Annotated in this window: 11 protein-coding genes; 4 read left to right on the forward strand and 7 right to left on the reverse strand. The window is 67.2% G+C overall.

Translation table 11 applies throughout. From position 1 onward, the window contains the following. Positions 1–130: 130 nt before the first annotated feature. Positions 131–1,306: an acyltransferase gene (locus tag E9536_RS02685; protein ID WP_136469238.1), complete on the forward strand. Its 1,176-nt coding sequence runs from the start codon at positions 131–133 to the stop codon at positions 1,304–1,306. 576 nt (positions 1,307–1,882) lie between these two features. Here the strand turns inward: E9536_RS02685 and E9536_RS02690 are convergent. From E9536_RS02690 to E9536_RS02700, 3 genes are read right to left on the reverse strand one after another with little or no spacing between them, the layout of a single operon-like run. Beyond that, positions 1,883–4,348 (reverse strand): glycosyltransferase family 4 protein, encoded by a 2,466-nt coding sequence (locus E9536_RS02690; RefSeq protein ID WP_168799490.1) that lies wholly within the window; start codon positions 4,346–4,348, stop codon positions 1,883–1,885. Continuing rightward, a complete protein-coding gene (locus E9536_RS02695) occupies positions 4,345–5,811 on the reverse strand; it encodes a flippase (RefSeq protein ID WP_060083447.1) in 1,467 nt (488 codons plus the stop codon). Before E9536_RS02695 ends, E9536_RS02690 begins: the two co-directional genes overlap by 4 nt. Positions 5,812–5,837: 26 nt before the next feature. Next, positions 5,838–8,054, reverse strand: coding sequence for a hypothetical protein (locus E9536_RS02700; RefSeq protein WP_136469240.1), 2,217 nt, complete (start codon positions 8,052–8,054; stop codon positions 5,838–5,840). 464 nt (positions 8,055–8,518) lie between these two features. On the opposite strand from E9536_RS02700, the gene E9536_RS02705 reads away from it, so the two are divergent. Genes E9536_RS02705 through E9536_RS02715 form a run of 3 tightly spaced genes read left to right on the forward strand, consistent with a single transcriptional unit; the run spans position 8,519 to position 11,623 of the window. After that, a complete protein-coding gene (locus E9536_RS02705; protein WP_136469241.1) occupies positions 8,519–9,583 on the forward strand; it encodes an acyltransferase in 1,065 nt (354 codons plus the stop codon). Between the two features lie 35 nt (positions 9,584–9,618). Then, complete coding sequence (gene gmd / locus E9536_RS02710) at positions 9,619–10,665, forward strand: GDP-mannose 4,6-dehydratase (protein WP_027791153.1); 1,047 nt, start codon at positions 9,619–9,621, stop codon at positions 10,663–10,665. Continuing rightward, positions 10,652–11,623 carry an NAD-dependent epimerase/dehydratase family protein gene (locus E9536_RS02715; protein WP_059694019.1) on the forward strand — a complete coding sequence of 324 codons (972 nt, stop codon included), beginning with the start codon at positions 10,652–10,654 and terminating at the stop codon, positions 11,621–11,623. Before gmd ends, E9536_RS02715 begins: the two co-directional genes overlap by 14 nt. Positions 11,624–11,730: 107 nt before the next feature. On the opposite strand, the gene E9536_RS02720 is transcribed toward E9536_RS02715, so the two are convergent. From E9536_RS02720 to E9536_RS02740, 4 genes are all read right to left on the reverse strand, one after another. Beyond that, positions 11,731–12,921, reverse strand: a complete 1,191-nt coding sequence (locus tag E9536_RS02720) for an O-succinylhomoserine sulfhydrylase (RefSeq protein ID WP_027791151.1) — start codon at positions 12,919–12,921, stop codon at positions 11,731–11,733. Positions 12,922–13,168: 247 nt separating this feature from the next. Beyond that, positions 13,169–14,701 (reverse strand): amidophosphoribosyltransferase, encoded by a 1,533-nt coding sequence (purF, locus tag E9536_RS02730; RefSeq protein WP_027791150.1) that lies wholly within the window; start codon positions 14,699–14,701, stop codon positions 13,169–13,171. 51 nt (positions 14,702–14,752) lie between these two features. Then, positions 14,753–15,247 (reverse strand): CvpA family protein, encoded by a 495-nt coding sequence (locus tag E9536_RS02735; protein WP_136469242.1) that lies wholly within the window; start codon positions 15,245–15,247, stop codon positions 14,753–14,755. A gap of 6 nt (positions 15,248–15,253) precedes the next feature. Continuing rightward, positions 15,254–16,090 (reverse strand): SPOR domain-containing protein, encoded by an 837-nt coding sequence (locus E9536_RS02740; RefSeq protein WP_059684345.1) that lies wholly within the window; start codon positions 16,088–16,090, stop codon positions 15,254–15,256. Position 16,091 lies beyond the last annotated feature (1 nt).

The raw sequence follows: 16,091 nt of genomic DNA on the forward strand, positions 1-16,091 counted from the left end.
CTGAACGCGATAAAACCATGATGTGGAATACCGATATTTCCCGGTGAGATTTTTTTATTCATTGATCGAATTCTTGCGCATTACGATTGGATGAAACTTCCCGTCAATCCGTCGCAAGGAATCGAATCGCATGCAAGCTTTCAGCGGATCGTCTCTGACCGCGCCGCCCGTCGCCGACCACAAGGAACACGTGATCGACGCGATGCGCGGTTTCGCGGCGCTGCTCGTCGCCTATTTCCACTGCCGGCAGGTCGTCTGGGTCGGCATGCAGAGCTTCCATCACGCTTACGGCCATGCGCTCACCCCGGGCGCGATCGCCGGCTACCTGACCTTTCCGTTCGCGTGGGGCTCCGCCGGCGTGCCGATCTTCTTCGTGATCAGCGGCTACTGCATCCACCGCAACGCGGCGCTCAAGCTCGCGGCCGATCCAGCGTACCGGCTCGACGCGCCGAACTTCTGGATGCGCCGGTTCGCGCGCATCTACCCGGTGCTGCTCGCCGCACTGCTGTTCACGCTCGCGCTCGACTCGGTCAGCCTGCAGATCGAGCCCGTCAGCCACAAGATCCGCGATGTCGGCCTCGTCGCGTTCCTCGTGAACCTGTTCTCGCTGCAGGGCGTCGCCGGCTACACGTACGGGTCGAACGGCGCGCTGTGGACGCTGTCGCTCGAAGTGCAGTTCTACGCGATCTACCCGCTGCTGTTCGCGGTACGCCGGCGCATCGGCATGCCGGCGGTCGTGGCCGCGGTCGCGCTCGTCAACGTCGCGTCGGCGTGGCTGCTCGAACGGCACGACCTGCAGTTCTTCACGTCGTACTGGCTGTCCTGGACGATCGGCGCGTGGATCGCCGACGTGCGCGCACAGTCGCCGCGCGACGCGGCCGCCGTGCCGTCGCGTGCGTGGTACGGCGCGGCCGCCGTGCTGCTGGCCGCCGGCTGCGGCGCGTTCCGTTTCGGCCAGTACGGCGCGTTCCAGCTCTGGTCGGCCGGCTTCGCGTGCTTCCTGTACCGCGCGCTCGCCCGCCCGCCGCGCACCACGCCGCCGTTGCGCGTGCTGAGCTGGTTCGGCGACTTCAGCTATTCGCTGTACCTGATTCACCTGCCGCTGTTCGTCTGCCTCGGCTCGGTGCTGTTCCATTCCGAACTGCAGTTGTCGATCTGGCCGTCGTTCGCGTTCATGGCCGCCGCGATCCCGGTCGCCTACCTGTTCTACCGGATGTTCGAACGGCCCGCGATGACGTGGTCGGCCAGCTTCAAGCCGTCCCGCCCCGCCCGCGTCGTCGCGACGGCGCCCGAACGGGCCGCCTGATCCGGCCGGCCCGGGTTCCCGAGCCCCCGCGCGGCACCCCGCCGCGCGGGGGCTTTATCGTGGGCTGAGCGCGTCGGCACGCCGGGTTGACCAGATGGGGCAGGCCTCCGGCGTCGGGCCGCGCCACGACCCGCCTGGGCCGTCCTCGGCCGGCTTTCGCTGCGCGGGGTGCCCTGGGTACCGTCTTTCTCGCATCACCTTCTCGCATCACCTTCTCGCATCACCTTCTCGCATCACCTTCTCGCATCACCTTCTCGCATCACCTTCTCGCATCACCTTCTCGCATCACCTTCTCGCATCACCTTCTCGCATCACCTTCTCGCGTCACCTTCTCGCGTCACCTTCTCGCGTCACCTTCTCGCGTCGCCCTCTCACGCCGTCCTCTCACGTCGCCCTATCCCGCTGCCGTCTTGCATCGCCCGCCGTCCCCCCAACGGCGATCGTGCAAGCACGCGCCCGCCACGCTACACAACGACCTGCCCGCCACTCGCCCGACCAGGCACCGCGCTGAAAAGCAAAGCCCCCACGCAGCGCATTGCCGCATGAGGGCTCGTTCCGGGGGGCGGCTCGCGCCGGTTACTGCCTTTTCGCCTTCGCGGCCTTCGCCGTATCCGCGAGAATCTTCTCGACCCGCTCCACGTAGGTTTCGGTGCCGAACCGGCGCACCGCCGTCGCCCGCCCGCTCGCGACGAGCCGCTCGCGCAGCGCACCGTCGCGCTTCAGCGTATCCAGCGCCTCGGCCAGCGCGGCCGCATCGCCCGGCGCGCAGAGCAGCCCGTTGTCGCCGTCCTCGATGATCTCGACGACGCCGCCCGCGCGGGCCGCGACGACCGGCCGGCGCGCGAGCATCCCCTCGACGATCACGCGCCCGAACGGCTCGGGCGTGATCGACGTATGCGCGACGACGTCGACCGCCGTCATGCACGCGGCCACGTCGCGCTGGAACCCGAGGAAATGCACGCGCTCGCCCATCCCGTGCCGGGCGACGAATTCGTGCAGCTGCGCGGCGTATTCGTCCTCACCGAACAGCGGCGCGCCGACCAGCACCACGTGCATGTCGGGATGCCGCGCGGCGGCCTCCAGCAGCACGTGCTGCCCCTTCCAGTGCGCGAGGCGGCTGAACGAGCCGACGAGCCATGCGTGCTCGGGCAACCCCAGCCGCGCGCGCAGCGCGGCCTGGCTGACGCCTTCCAGCGCATCGAACGGCTCGGCCGAAATGCCGTTGAACACGACGTCGACGTGCTGCGGCGTGAAGCCCGTCAGCGCGCGGAACGCCTGCGCGGACGCGTCGGAGTTCGCGATCACGCGCGTGACGCCGAACCGCGCGCAGTACTTGATCGCCAGCAACTGCTTGCTGCCGAAATGGTCGGTGCTGACGATGTCGCGCAGGTGCCACACCACCGGCTTGCGCGCGAGCCGCCCGGCCAGCGCGGCGACCACCATCGCGCGCTGCGTGTTCGCGTAGATCACCTCGGCGCGGCGCGCGCGCCGCGCCACATCGCGCACGAGCCGCACGAGCTGCTTCACCGCGCCGACCGACACGCCGCCCTGCTTGCGCACGCCCGCGAGCGCGCCCTGGTCGACCACGTCGACACGCGCGCCGATCTCGTCGAGCGCCGCACGGAACGGGCCGTCGTCGAACAGCAGCACGTCGGCGTTCGCGCGCATGTGCTTCATGATCTCGAGCAGCGACAGCTCGGCGCCGCCAAGCACGCCGCTCTGGTCGAGCACGAGCGTCGCCGGGCCGCGCGCGGCCGGCAGCGGCGCGACGGCCGTACCGCGCTGCGCGGTCGAGCCGGGCAGCGCGGCTTCCACGTAGTCGAGAAAGCGCCGCCGGAACGTATCGGCGGAAAACCGCTCCGCGTTCGCGCGGCATGCGTCCGGCGTGAAGCGCTGCGGCGCGCGCTCGAAATCGTCGACGGCCGCGACGATCGCATGCGGCGTCTGTTCGTCGAAGAAGAGCCCGGTCGGATTCCGGTTCGATTGCGGGTCAAGCACGGTTTCGAGCGCACCGCCCTTGCCGTACGCGATCACGGGCGTGCCGCACGCCTGCGCCTCGACGACCGAGATCCCGAAATCCTCCTCGGCCGCGAACACGAACGCCTTCGCGCGCCGCATCCGGTCGTGCAGCACCGCGAACGGCTGGTAGCCCATGATCTCGACGTTCGGGCCGGCTTTCGCGCGGATCTTCTGCATCTCGGGGCCGTCGCCGATCACGACGAGCTTGCGCTCGGGCGTCTTCGAGAACGCCTCGACGATCAGGTCGATCTTCTTGTAAGGCACCATCCGCGACGCGGTCAGGTAGAAATCGTCCTTCTCCGCGTTCAGCGAAAACGCGTCGACGTCGACCGGCGGGAAGATCACCGCCGCGTCGCGGTGGTAGACCTTCCTGATGCGCCGCGCGATGAACGCGGAGTTCGCGACGAAACCGTCCACCGCGTTCGCGGTGCGCGTATCCCAGTTGCGGATGTAGTGCAGGATCATCCGCGCGAGCAGCGATTTCGGCCCGCGCGTGAGGTTCGACTGTTCCAGGTACTGGTGCTGCAGGTCCCACGCATAGCGGATCGGCGAATGCACGTAGCTGATGTGCATCTGGTCCGGCCCCGTCAGCACGCCCTTCGCGACCGCGTGGCTGCTCGATATCACCAGGTCGTACTCCGACACGTCGAGCTGCTCGATCGCGAGCGGCATCAGCGGCAGGTAGCTGCGGTACTTGGTGCGCGCGAACGGCAGCTTCTGGATGAACGACGTCGTCACCGGCTTGCCGCGCACGAACGCGCGGTCGTCGAGGAAGTCGACGAGGCTGAACAGGTCGGCGTCGGGAAAACACGCGACGATCTGTTCGAGCACGCGCTCGGCGCCCGCATAGGTGACGAGCCAGTCGTGGACGATCGCCACGCGCAGCGCGCGCGACGGTTGCCGCGCGCTGGCGCGCTCGGCCGGCACGGGCCGGCGCAGTGCGGCGACATCGCCGGCTTCGGCCGCGGCGGCATCGGCCGTGGCGAGATTCAACAAGGCGTGTTCCGCCAGATCGCGATTCATGTTGTTCTCCTCGCATTGAGACGGACAAACAGGTCGCGCACGAGCGCGCGCAGCCCCGGCGTCATCGTGAGCGACCACGCGACGTTCAGCAGCAGCACGACCGCGCACATGCCGATCGACTCGACGAGCCCCGGCCATGCCTGCGCCAGAAACAGGCTCGCCAGCAGGAACGCGAGGTGCGCGAGCATGTCGAGCACGATCGCGCGCATCCGGATCGCCGACAGGTACAGCAGCACGCCGTAGTCGACGAACGCGCGCGCCGCGACGACCACCGCCGCGCCGATCAGCCCGAAGTGATGGATCCCGAACCACAGGCCGCCGACGAAGAACGGCATCTGGACGAGCCCGGCAAAGGCCGCGCGGGACGGATTGACCTGCGACTGGATCAGGATGCGCGTGACGCTCGCCTGGCCGACGAGCCACACGCTGATCACCAGCACGCGGCCGACCGGTGCCGAATGCGCGGCGAGATCCGCGCCGACCCACAGCGTGAGGAACGGCGCGAGCGCGAAGATCGCGACGATGCCGACCGGCGTGAACACCCCGTTCAGGAATTCGAGCGACTGGCGCGCGAGCGTGTCCGCATGGTCGCGGCCGACCGCCGACAGGCGCGGGAACAGCGTGCGCACGAGCGCGTTCGGCAGCATGTTCAGGCGCGTGACGAGGTTCTGCGGCACCGTGTAGTAAGTGACGAACTTCGCGCCCATGCCGGCACCGAGCATCACGCGGTCGAGCGTGTCGGCGATCATGCTCGTCGTGCTCGCGATCAGCATCCAGCCGCCGAAATTGAACAGCCCTTTCGCGGTGCCCCATTGCGGCGGATCGATGCGCCGGATCCCGAGCACCTTGATGCTGGCGTGGCCGAGCATCACCGCCGCGATCAGGCGCGCGACGACCGCCGCGGCGAGCACCGTCTGCAGGTTCGGCGCGATCCACCACGCGGCGCCGAGCGGCAGCAGCTGGAACAGGAACGTGCCGATCGTCTGGTTCGTGTTGAACACGCCGAAACGTTCGGCGCCGTTGATCGCGCCGGCGAACACCCACGACACGTTCGCCAGCGGAATCGCGAGCGCGAGCCACGGCAGCGCGAGATACACCTCGTGCTGCATCGCCGCCGACACCTTCGTGAAGTAGGCGGTGTAGATGAACGCGCCGAAATAGATCAGCAGCCCGCCCACGATGCCGGTGCCGAGGTTCAGCCAGAACGCGCTCCAGAACACGCGCGCGCTCTCGTCGTCGTTGCCGCTCGCGAGCGCCTTCGAGATGTGGTTCTGCGCGGCCATGCTCATCCCGAGATCGAGGATCCCGAAATAGCCGATCAGCGTCCACACGAGGCTGACGACGCCGTAACGTTCGACGCCGAGCGCGTGGATGTACGCGGGCACCGTCACCAGCGACACGAAGGTCGGCAGGATCAGCCCGATGAAGTTGATCGAAACGTTCTTGAGTATGCCTTTGTCCATGCTTCTGCCTTGTGTGACGTCGTCCGTCACGGTTTCCAGCGATACATCAGCACCTTGCCGCGCGCGTCTTCCTCGACGAACACGAGGTACTCGCCGTTCTCGCGCCGGAACGCGCTGATGCCGAACGGCACGTCGACCCAGCCGGATGCCTTGCCGACCTCGGCGCCCGGGCTCATCACGCCCACTTCCTTGCCGGTTTCCTTGTCGTACACGTGGATCTTGCCGACCGGCTCCACCCCGAAGAGGTAGCGGCCCTCGGCCGTGATCCCGATCAGGTCGAAGATCGGCTTCGCGTCGAGCTGCCACGGCAGCGCGACCTGGTAGCGCACGACCGGCGAGCCCGTCGACCACTTGTCGAAGCGGACCAGCACACGGCCCACTTCCTTGTTGATGCCCGGCTGCGCCGGGGCATCGGCCGTGTAACCGGTCACGTACAGCGTGTCCGTCTGCGCGTCGTAGATCGAGCGGCGCAGCTGCGTGAACGGCTGCGGCATCGGATAGGTCGTGACCTTGTCGTACGAGTAGATCGGGTTGCCGGCCTTGTCGACGCCGCCGTACTGGAAGCGGTGGATGCCGCGCACGTCGCTCGTGCGCCAGATGTCGCCCTTCGTGTCGACCCACCAGCCCCAGCCGCCCGCCTTCGCCTTGCCGGTGGTATTGATCTCGAACTCGTCGGCATCGAGCCGGCCGTTGCCGTTCGCGTCGCGCCACAGCCAGTCGCCGCCCGGCGGCTTGTTCGGCACGTTGTCGACCGGCCGCGCGCGGCCCGCGATCAGACCGGACGGAATCGCGACTTCGCCGTCGCGCTTCGCGTCGAAGCGGTAGATCTTCAGGTGATCGGCGTACATGTCCGTCAGGTACAGGAACGTGCGGCCGTCGAGGCGCCGCGCGATCGGCGTGCCGGGCCACTGGTCCGTATGGAACACGGGGTCGTCCGGATACTTGAAGCGGTTCGACAGGAAGCCGACGTATTTCCAGTCCCGGCCCGGCGGCTTCGACAGGTCGAGCTCGAAGCGCTTGTTGCCCGTGTACACGCTGTTCGGCCGCGCCGGGTCGAGCCATGCGCCGTCGACGAACAGCAGCCCCTGCACCTGCCAGCGCAGCTTGCCGTCAGGCGTATAGCTTTCGAGCACGGCGCCGAGCCCCGCACCGATCGTGTCGTGACGCGGCCCGATGCCGTTCATCGACACGTAAATGTTGCCCGCCCGGTCGACACCGACCCCCGTCAGCCCGTTGAAACGCTGCGGCCCGGGCCGGCCCGGCACCGGGCCCGCGAAGATGCCGCCGCGCTCGCCGAGCGTGCCCGACTGCGCATAACCCTTGCCGCCTTTCGAGAAGATCAGGATCTGCTGGCGCGGCCCGTTGTCCGCGACGAGCACGCGCCCTTTCGCGTCGACTGCCACGTCCACCGCGTCGGTGCCTTCCGGCAGCGCGGGGGCGTCGTCGAGCTTGCGGCCGTCGGCGCGCACGTGCGCGAGGTGCGCGGGCCCCTTGATCGTGTCCGTGAGCAGCCACAACGTGCCGTCGCCCGCGAGCGCGATGCGGCCCGGCTCGTGCGCGCTCCACGTGCCCTTCTGCTGCATCGTCTCCGCGTCGTACACGTCCACCGCGTCGCGCGTCGGATTCGTGGCGAACAGCGTCTTGTCGTCGGCCGCGAGGCCGCCGACCTCCGCCTTCTGCTCGCCCGTTTCCGAGCGCGCGGGCGCCGCCACCTCGTTCATCATCATGAAGCTCGCGGCCATCCGCGCGCGGCCGGCATCGGCGTGCCCGCCAGGAGCCACCTGCGGCGCCGCGCGGAACGGCGCCGGCTGCTTCATGTCGCCGATCGTGCGGCGCGAGATGCCGAACCACTGCTTGCCCTTGTCCGGCCAGATGCCGGGCGACTGCAGGTGGCCGCGCTCGTTGCCGACACCGATCGCGACGTACGCATATTTGCTGTTCACGGCGATCGCGCTGCCGCCGAGGTTGCCCCAGCCGTGCGTGCCGCCGGCGAAGCCGAGCATCTTTCCGTCCTGGTAGACGCTCGCTTCGGCGCCGCTCTCGTCCCATGGCGCATTCGTATACACCTTGCCTTCAGGCGTCACCGCGATCGCGCGGATGTCGATCTGCGTCCAGCTGCCGTCGCCATAGCCGAACGTATTGCCGATCCACGACGTCGTCGCGGGCAATACCGTTTCGGCCGGTACGGCGCTCGTCAGCAGCGTCGCGCATACCGTCATGCCTACCAGAATCAGACGTCGCAATGCGCTTCTCCAGACTTGATGCAACAGCGACCGGCACCGCTGCCGGCGCACCCTGTCGCTAAATGGGTTTCAAACGTCGCGATGCAGGTTACAAGCAAAAATAATCACAAGAAATTTGGAAATATTTGGGGATGTTTCCGCCTGAAATATCGAACCGGAACAGACGCGCAAAGACACCCGAAAACGGCAATTACGACCGTGTTTCGCTTTCCAGTCTGTAGAAAATGCCGCTTTTCACCGCCTGGCGGGGCCTCCCGGGCGGCGACCGTTCATCGCGCGACCGAAATAACCGGCATTTGAATGTTTGTCGTCGGATAAATGACGCGCGTTTTTTTGCCGATTTCTTTTCCCTAGAATCGATTTCGATTCGATATTTCATTTAATGGCATGCATTACGTTCACGTTTACGTATCGGATGTGCGACTCGCCCCGGCTCAGGCCGCGCGTCGCGAAGGAGCGGCGCGATGACGGGCCTCTCGCGACCCGCGGCCCCCACCCCGCCGCAACACGGCCGCATCGTGCAGCTCGACGGGCTGCGCGCGATCGCGGTGGGCGCCGTGTTCCTGCAGCATGCGCTGAAGGCGCCGCTGTGGATGGGCGTCGACCTGTTCTTCGTGCTGAGCGGGCTGCTGATCACCGGCATCCTGCTCGATCGCAAGGCGCGCGGGCAGTCGTACTTCAGCCACTTCTACGCACGCCGCGTGCGCCGCATCCTGCCGCCGTACGTGTTGCTGCTGGTGGTGTCGACAATCCTGTTCGGTGCGGGCTGGCTGCCGCACTGGCCGTGGTTCGCGTTCTTCTCGACCAACATCGGGCTGTCGCTCGGCAGCATCGGCCACGACAGCCTGAACGTGCTGTGGTCCCTCGCGGTCGAGGAGCAGTTCTACATCTTCTGGCCGTTCGTCGTGCTGTGGTGCTCGGAGCGCGCGCTGCTGTGGATCGCCGCCGCGCTGATCGTCGCGGCCCCCGTGCTGCGCGCGATCGCGACGCCGTGGTTCGACTCGTTCTGGCCGATCTACTACCTGACGCCGTTCCGGATGGACCTGCTCGCCGCCGGCGCGCTGCTCGCGATCGTGCTGCGCCGCGACCGGCGCGCGCTGGAACCGTTCTATCCGCTCGCGATCGTCGGCGCGCTCGTGTCGCTCGCGATCCTCGGCTGGCTGCACCTGTCGTTCCCGCGTTTTCGCGCCGCGAACACGCCGCTGTCGAACGCCGCGCTCTACAGCATCTCGCTGCTGCTGTGCACGTCGATCGTCGTGATCGCGCTGCGCGGCCGCGGCCTTGTGCAGCGCGTGCTGACGAACCCAATGCTCGTCTACGTGGGCACCGTCAGCTACACCGTGTACCTGATCCACCTCAGCGTGCTGTACGCGCTGTGGCCGCTGCACCTGAACCGCTTCGTCACGGCCGCGCTGGCGCTCGCGATCACGCTCGCGTACGCGACCCTGAGCTGGTACAGCTTCGAACGACGCCTGACGCGCGGCCCCGCACGCGGCGCGCTGCCGGCCGCCGCCGGCACGACCGCCTGACTTTCACCCTCCATCGTTTCTACCAGGACAACGTCATGAGCCAAACTCGCAAGAAGGCCATCATCACCGGGATCTCGGGGCAAGACGGCGCCTACCTGACCAAGCTGCTGCTCGACAAGGGCTACGAGGTCACGGGCACCTACCGCCGCACCAGCTCGGTGAATTTCTGGCGCATCGCCGAGCTCGGCGTCGACACGCACCCGAACCTCACGCTCGTCGAACACGACCTGACCGACGCCGGCTCGAGCCTGCGCCTGCTCGAACGCACGCAGCCCGACGAGCTGTACAACCTCGCCGCGCAGAGCTTCGTCGGCGTATCGTTCGACCAGCCGGCGACGACCGCCGAAGTGACCGGTCTGGGTCCGTTGAACCTGCTCGAGGCGATTCGCGTCGTGAGCCCGAAGACGCGCTTCTACCAGGCGTCGACGTCGGAGATGTTCGGCAAGGTGCAGTCGATCCCGCAGACGGAAGCGACTTCGTTCTATCCGCGCAGCCCGTACGGCGTCGCGAAGCTGTACGCGCACTGGATGACGGTGAACTATCGCGAGTCGTACGGCCTGTTCGGCAGCAGCGGCATCCTGTTCAACCACGAATCGCCGCTGCGCGGCCGCGAGTTCGTCACGCGCAAGATCACCGACACCATCGCGAAGATCAAGCTCGGCAAGGCGACCCGCCTCGAGCTCGGCAACCTCGACGCGAAACGCGACTGGGGTTTTGCACTTGAATATGTCGAAGGCATGTGGCGCATGCTGCAGGCCGACGAACCCGACACCTACGTGCTCGCGACCAACCGCACCGAGACCGTGCGCGATTTCGTGCGGATGGCGTTCGCGGCGGCCGGCTACCAGATCGAATGGACCGGCAAGGGCGAACAGGAACGCGGCCTCGACGCGTCGAACGGCAACGTGCTCGTGGAAGTGAACCCGAAGTTCTATCGCCCTGCCGAGGTCGACCTGCTGATCGGCTGCGCCGACAAGGCCCGGTCCAAGCTCGGCTGGGAACCGAAGACGACGCTCGAACAACTTTGCCAGATGATGGTCGAAGCCGATTTGACGCGGAATCAACACCATGACACGTTCTGAAGCCGGACGCCCGTCGCGCCGTGCATTTGTCACCGGCCTGACGGGCTTCACGGGCCGCTACATGGCCGAGCGCCTGCAGGCGGCCGGCTATGAGGTCTGGGGCACGGTCGCGCCCGGTGCGGCGCGCCCCGACGATCCGGCCTTCGCGCACTGCACGCTGCTGCCCGTCGACCTGCTCGACGCACAGGCGCTGCGCGCGGCGGCCGCCGACGCCCGGCCCGATGCGGTCGTGCATCTCGCCGCGCGCGCGCATGTCGCGCAGGACGAGCCGTCGGAAACCTACGCGGTCAACATCGTCGGCACCCGCAACCTGCTGGCCGCGCTTGCGGGCCTCGACCGCCGCCCGTCGGCCGTGCTGCTCGCCAGCAGCGCGAACATCTACGGCAATTCGACCGCCGGCGTGCTCGACGAAACCGTCGCCCCCGCCCCGGCGAACGACTATGCGGTCAGCAAGCTCGCGATGGAATACGCGGCGAAACTGTGGGCCGACCGTCTGCCGATCGTGATCGCGCGGCCGTTCAACTACACGGGTGTCGGCCAGAGCGATGCGTACCTGCTGCCGAAGCTCGTCGCGCACTACGCGCGCAACGCCCCGCGGATCTCGCTCGGCAACCTCGACGTGAGCCGCGATTTCTCCGACGTGCGCGACGTGACGGCCGCGTACCTGAAGCTGGTCGAAGCCGCGCCGGCCGGCGAGACGTTCAACGTGTGCTCGGAGCGCGCGTATTCGCTGAAGGAAGTGCTGGCGATGCTGTCGCGTATCGCCGGATACGTGATCGACGTGACGATCGATCCGCGTTTCGTGCGGCACAACGAGGTGAAGAGCCTGTCCGGGTCGCGCGACAAGCTGCGGCGCGCGGTGGGCGAGTTGCCCGTCACGCCGCTCGACGACACGCTGCGGTGGATGGTGGAGGCGATGCGCAACGACACGCACGCCAACGCAGATCGCACCGGGTAAGCCGCGCGATTTCATCGGCACAAAAACGAAGGGCCGCTCGCTTGCGCGAACGGCCCTTCGTCCATCGTCACGTCAGATCACGTCACGACATGCGTGACGTGCCGCGCTCAGCCTTCCAGCCCGCGCGCGAGATCCTTGCGCAGGTCGCCCGCGTCCTCGAGGCCCACCGACAGGCGGATCAGCCCTTCGCTGATCCCCGCTGCCGCGCGCGCCTCCGGCGTGATGCGGCCATGCGTGGTGGTCGCCGGATGCGTGATGGTCGTACGCGTGTCGCCGAGGTTGCCGGTGATCGAGATCAGCTTCGTGTTGTCGATCACGCGCCATGCATTCGCGCGCTGCTGTTCGGGCGTGTCGCCCTTCAGCTCGAACGACAGGATCGCCCCGCCCGCCTTCTGCTGACGCTTCGCGAGCTCGTGCTGCGGATGCGATTCGAGGCCCGGATGAAACACGCGCGCGACGGCCGGATGCGAATCGAGCCAGCGCGCGATCTCCAGCGCGTTCGCCGATTGCTTCTCGACGCGCAGCGACAGCGTCTCCATCCCCTTCAGCAGCACCCACGCGTTGAACGCCGACAGCGTCGGGCCCGCGCTGCGCACGAACGGGAACACCTTGCCCATGATGAATTCCTTCGAGCCGACCAGCGCGCCGCCGAGCACGCGGCCCTGGCCGTCGAGGAATTTCGTCGCCGAGTGCATCACGACATCCGCGCCGAGCTTCAGCGGCTGCTGCAGCACCGGGCTGCAGAAACAGTTGTCGACGACGAACAGCGCGTTCGATGCCTTCGCGATCTTGCCGATCGCCTCGATGTCGGCGAGTTCGGTCAGCGGGTTCGACGGCGTCTCGAGGAAGAACATCTTCGTTTCCGGACGCACGGCTTCCTTCCACGCGTTCAGGTCGGTCGGGTCGACGAAGGTCGTCGTGATCCCGAACTTGCTGAAGATCTGCGAGAACATCCCGAGCGTCGAGCCGAACAGGCTGCGCGAGCTGACCAGGTGGTCGCCCGCCTGCAGCGCGGACATCACGACCGACATGATCGCGGCCATCCCGGATGCCGTCGCGATGCACGCCTCGCCGCCCTCGAGCGCCGCGAGGCGCTCCTGGAACATGGTGACGGTCGGGTTCGTGAAACGCGAATAGGTGAAATAGTCTTCCGAATTCGCGAAGCGCTCGGCCGCGTCGGCCGCGCTCTGGAAGCAAAAGCTCGACGTGAGGAACAGCGCTTCCGAGTGCTCGTTGAAGTCGCTGCGCAGCGTGCCCGCGCGCACGGCAAGCGTGTCGAAGTTGAGGGAGTCGTCCATGTTCCGTTTTCCGTATCCGATGGCCACGCGCATCGCGCAGGCCAGATCAAAACCAGGCCAAAAAACAAAAAGCCCGCTATGCGTCGGCATCAGCGGGCTTCGGTGCGGTACGACAGCGATCGACTCGGGCCGGTTGCCACCGGCCTTCGCTTTAGCTGTTTTGGGAAGTCGCCCCGCGTCCGCAAGCTGATATCAAATCGACGCAAGGCCACATCCTATCACGCCTCGATAAAAGCGTGCGCCGGTGTCACTCGACCGACAGTTGCAGGTTCATCTGCGAACGTTCGGTGTCGCCGGCCGTATCGCGATCGGCCTGCGACGCCGGCGTGAGGCGCGCGCGCTCGATCGCATCGAGATACTCGGGCGTCACGTCGCCGGTGATGTAGTTGCCGTCGAAGCACGACGCCTCGAAGCGTTCGAGCTTCGGGTTGATGTCGCGCACCGCGCGGCGCAGGTCGTCGACGTCCTGGTAGATCAGGTGGTCGGCGCCGATGATCTTCGCGACGTCTTCGTCGGTGCGGCCGTGTGCGACGAGCTCGCCGCGCGTCGGCATGTCGATGCCGTACACGTTCGGGAACTTCACGGGCGGCGCGGCCGACGCGAAGATCACCGACTTCGCGCCCGCATCGCGCGCCATCTGCACGATTTCATGCGAGGTCGTGCCGCGCACGATCGAATCGTCGACGATCAGCACGTTCTTGTCCTTGAACTCGATGCTCATCGCATTGAGCTTCTGGCGCACCGACTTCTTGCGCACGGCCTGCCCCGGCATGATGAAGGTGCGGCCGACGTAGCGGTTCTTGAAGAAGCCTTCGCGGTACTCGACGCCGAGCTTCGCGGCGACCTGCATCGCGGCCGGGCGCGACGAATCGGGAATCGGCATCACGACGTCGATCGGCACGTTCGGCAGTTCGCGCTTGATCTTCTCGGCGAGATAGTCGCCCATGCGCAGGCGCACGTTGTAGACCGGCACGCCGTCGAGGCACGAATCCGGACGCGCGAGGTACACGTATTCGAACATGCACGGGTTCAGCGTCGGGTTCTCCGCGCACTGCTGGCTGTGGAAGTTGCCGGCCTTGTCGATGAAGACCGCTTCGCCCGGCTCCAGGTCGCGCACGAATTCGAAACCGATGCCTTCGACCGCGACCGACTCCGACGCGACCATCCATTCGGTGCCGTGCTCGGTCTCGAGCTTGCCGATGCAGAGCGGGCGGATGCCGAACGGGTCGCGGAACGCGAGCAGGCCGTAGCCGGCGATCAGCGACACGATCGCATACGAACCCTGCAGGCGGCGATGCACGCCCGAGACGGCCTTGAACACCGAAGCCGGATCGAGCTCGAGGCCCGTGGTCGACAGTTGCAGCTCGTGCGCGAACACGTTGAGCAGCACTTCGCTGTCGGAATTGGTGTTGATGTGCCGGCGGTCGATCCGGAACATCTCGTCCTTCAGTTGCTGCCAGTTCGTCAGGTTGCCGTTGTGCGCGAGGATGATCCCGAACGGCGCGTTCACGTAGAACGGCTGCGCCTCGGCTTCGCTCGACGCCGAGCCGGCGGTCGGGTAGCGCACCTGGCCGATGCCGTAGGTGCCGGGCAGGCTGCGCATGTTGCGCGTGCGGAACACGTCGCGCACCATGCCGTTCGCCTTGTACATGTGGAAATTGCTGCCGTCCGCCGTCGCGATGCCCGCCGCGTCCTGACCGCGATGCTGCAGCAGCAGCAGGCTGTCATAGATCAGCTGGTTGACAGGGGATTGGGAGATAACGCCTACGATGCCGCACATGGCATGTCCTTCAGAATGACAAAATCGGTTCCGTCCTGCCCAGCCGCGTCGTCACACGCGTACGTACTGGGCCATGCCGTCGGGCAGGAGCTGCTTCAGCTCGTGCACGCCCTGTTCGGCGAAAGGACGCAATAGCGCATTGCGCCAGAAATCCTGTTTGGGCAGTTCGGTCAGCCCGGCCGCCGCGACCAGCAGCACCACCATCACGCAGCCGCGGACGAGCCCGAACATCATGCCCAGCGAGCGGTCGACGCCGCCCAGGCCACTGGCCTGCGCGATCCGCGACAGCAGCGCGTTCGCGACGCCGGCGACCAGCACCACGCCGATCACGACCAACGCGAAAGCGATCACCCACTGCGTCAGCGCACCGCCCGGCCAGTTCGCCGGAATATACGGTACGACCAATCCGACGTAGCGGCCCGCGATCACGATCGCCGCGATCCAGCCGATCAGCCCGAAAATCTCGGACACGAAGCCGCGCCACGCACCGCGTAGCGCCGACAACACGATCACCGCCAATACAGCGTAGTCGAAAGCCGTCAGCATCGTGCGTTACTGCGTGAGACCGGCTTCGCGCACCTTCGCGATCGCGGCGGAAGCCGCCGCGCGATCCGCGAACGGGCCTGCACGCAACAGTGTAGCCGTGCTGCCATCCGACTGCTTGCGATGCTCGACATATGCGGGCACGCCCGCCGATTTCAACTTGGTGGCCCACGAACGGGCCGTCGCGTCATCCTTGAACGACCCGAGCTGCACCGCGAAGCGCGCACCGGCCGGCGACGACGGCGACGACGCGTCGCCGCTGTCCGGGCTCGCGGCGTCGGCATTCGCGACGGCCGCGGGTGCGGGCTTCGGCGCAGCCGGCTTCGCCGCGGGCGCAGCCGGTTTCGGCGCAGGCTTCGGCGGCGTCACGCTCGCCGTGGTCGTGGTATCGGGTTTCGCGGCCGGCTTGGCGGCATCCTTCGGCGCGGGCGCCGGTGCGGCCGCAACGGCCGTGTCGGATGCCGGCGGTTCGTCATGCGCGACGCCGGCCTGCACGTCGGACACATCGTCGTCGCGCGGCGCGACCGCCTGGTGCGCGGGCCGGTTCGGGATGTCGATCGCGATGTCGTCGGTGACCGGCTTCGGGTGCGAATCGAGCACCATCGGCAGCACGATCACCGCGGCGACGACGAGCGCGATCGCGCCGACGAGGCGACGGCGCGCGCGTTGCTTTTCTGGAAGGGTCGGATCGAGGAGCAGTGCGTCCGATTCCGGACGCTCGGTGCGGCGCGAGCGTCGCTCGACGCGTTCAGTGCGCTCCGTGCGCACGTTCCGGGAGGCCCCGGTGCGACCGCCGCGCCGCGGGGGCGCGTCGTCGTCTTTCTTGCCGAACGAGAAAATTCCCATG

The sequence above is a fragment of the Burkholderia sp. LS-044 genome, assembly GCF_004803625.1.
Taxonomy (GTDB): domain Bacteria; phylum Pseudomonadota; class Gammaproteobacteria; order Burkholderiales; family Burkholderiaceae; genus Burkholderia; species Burkholderia cepacia.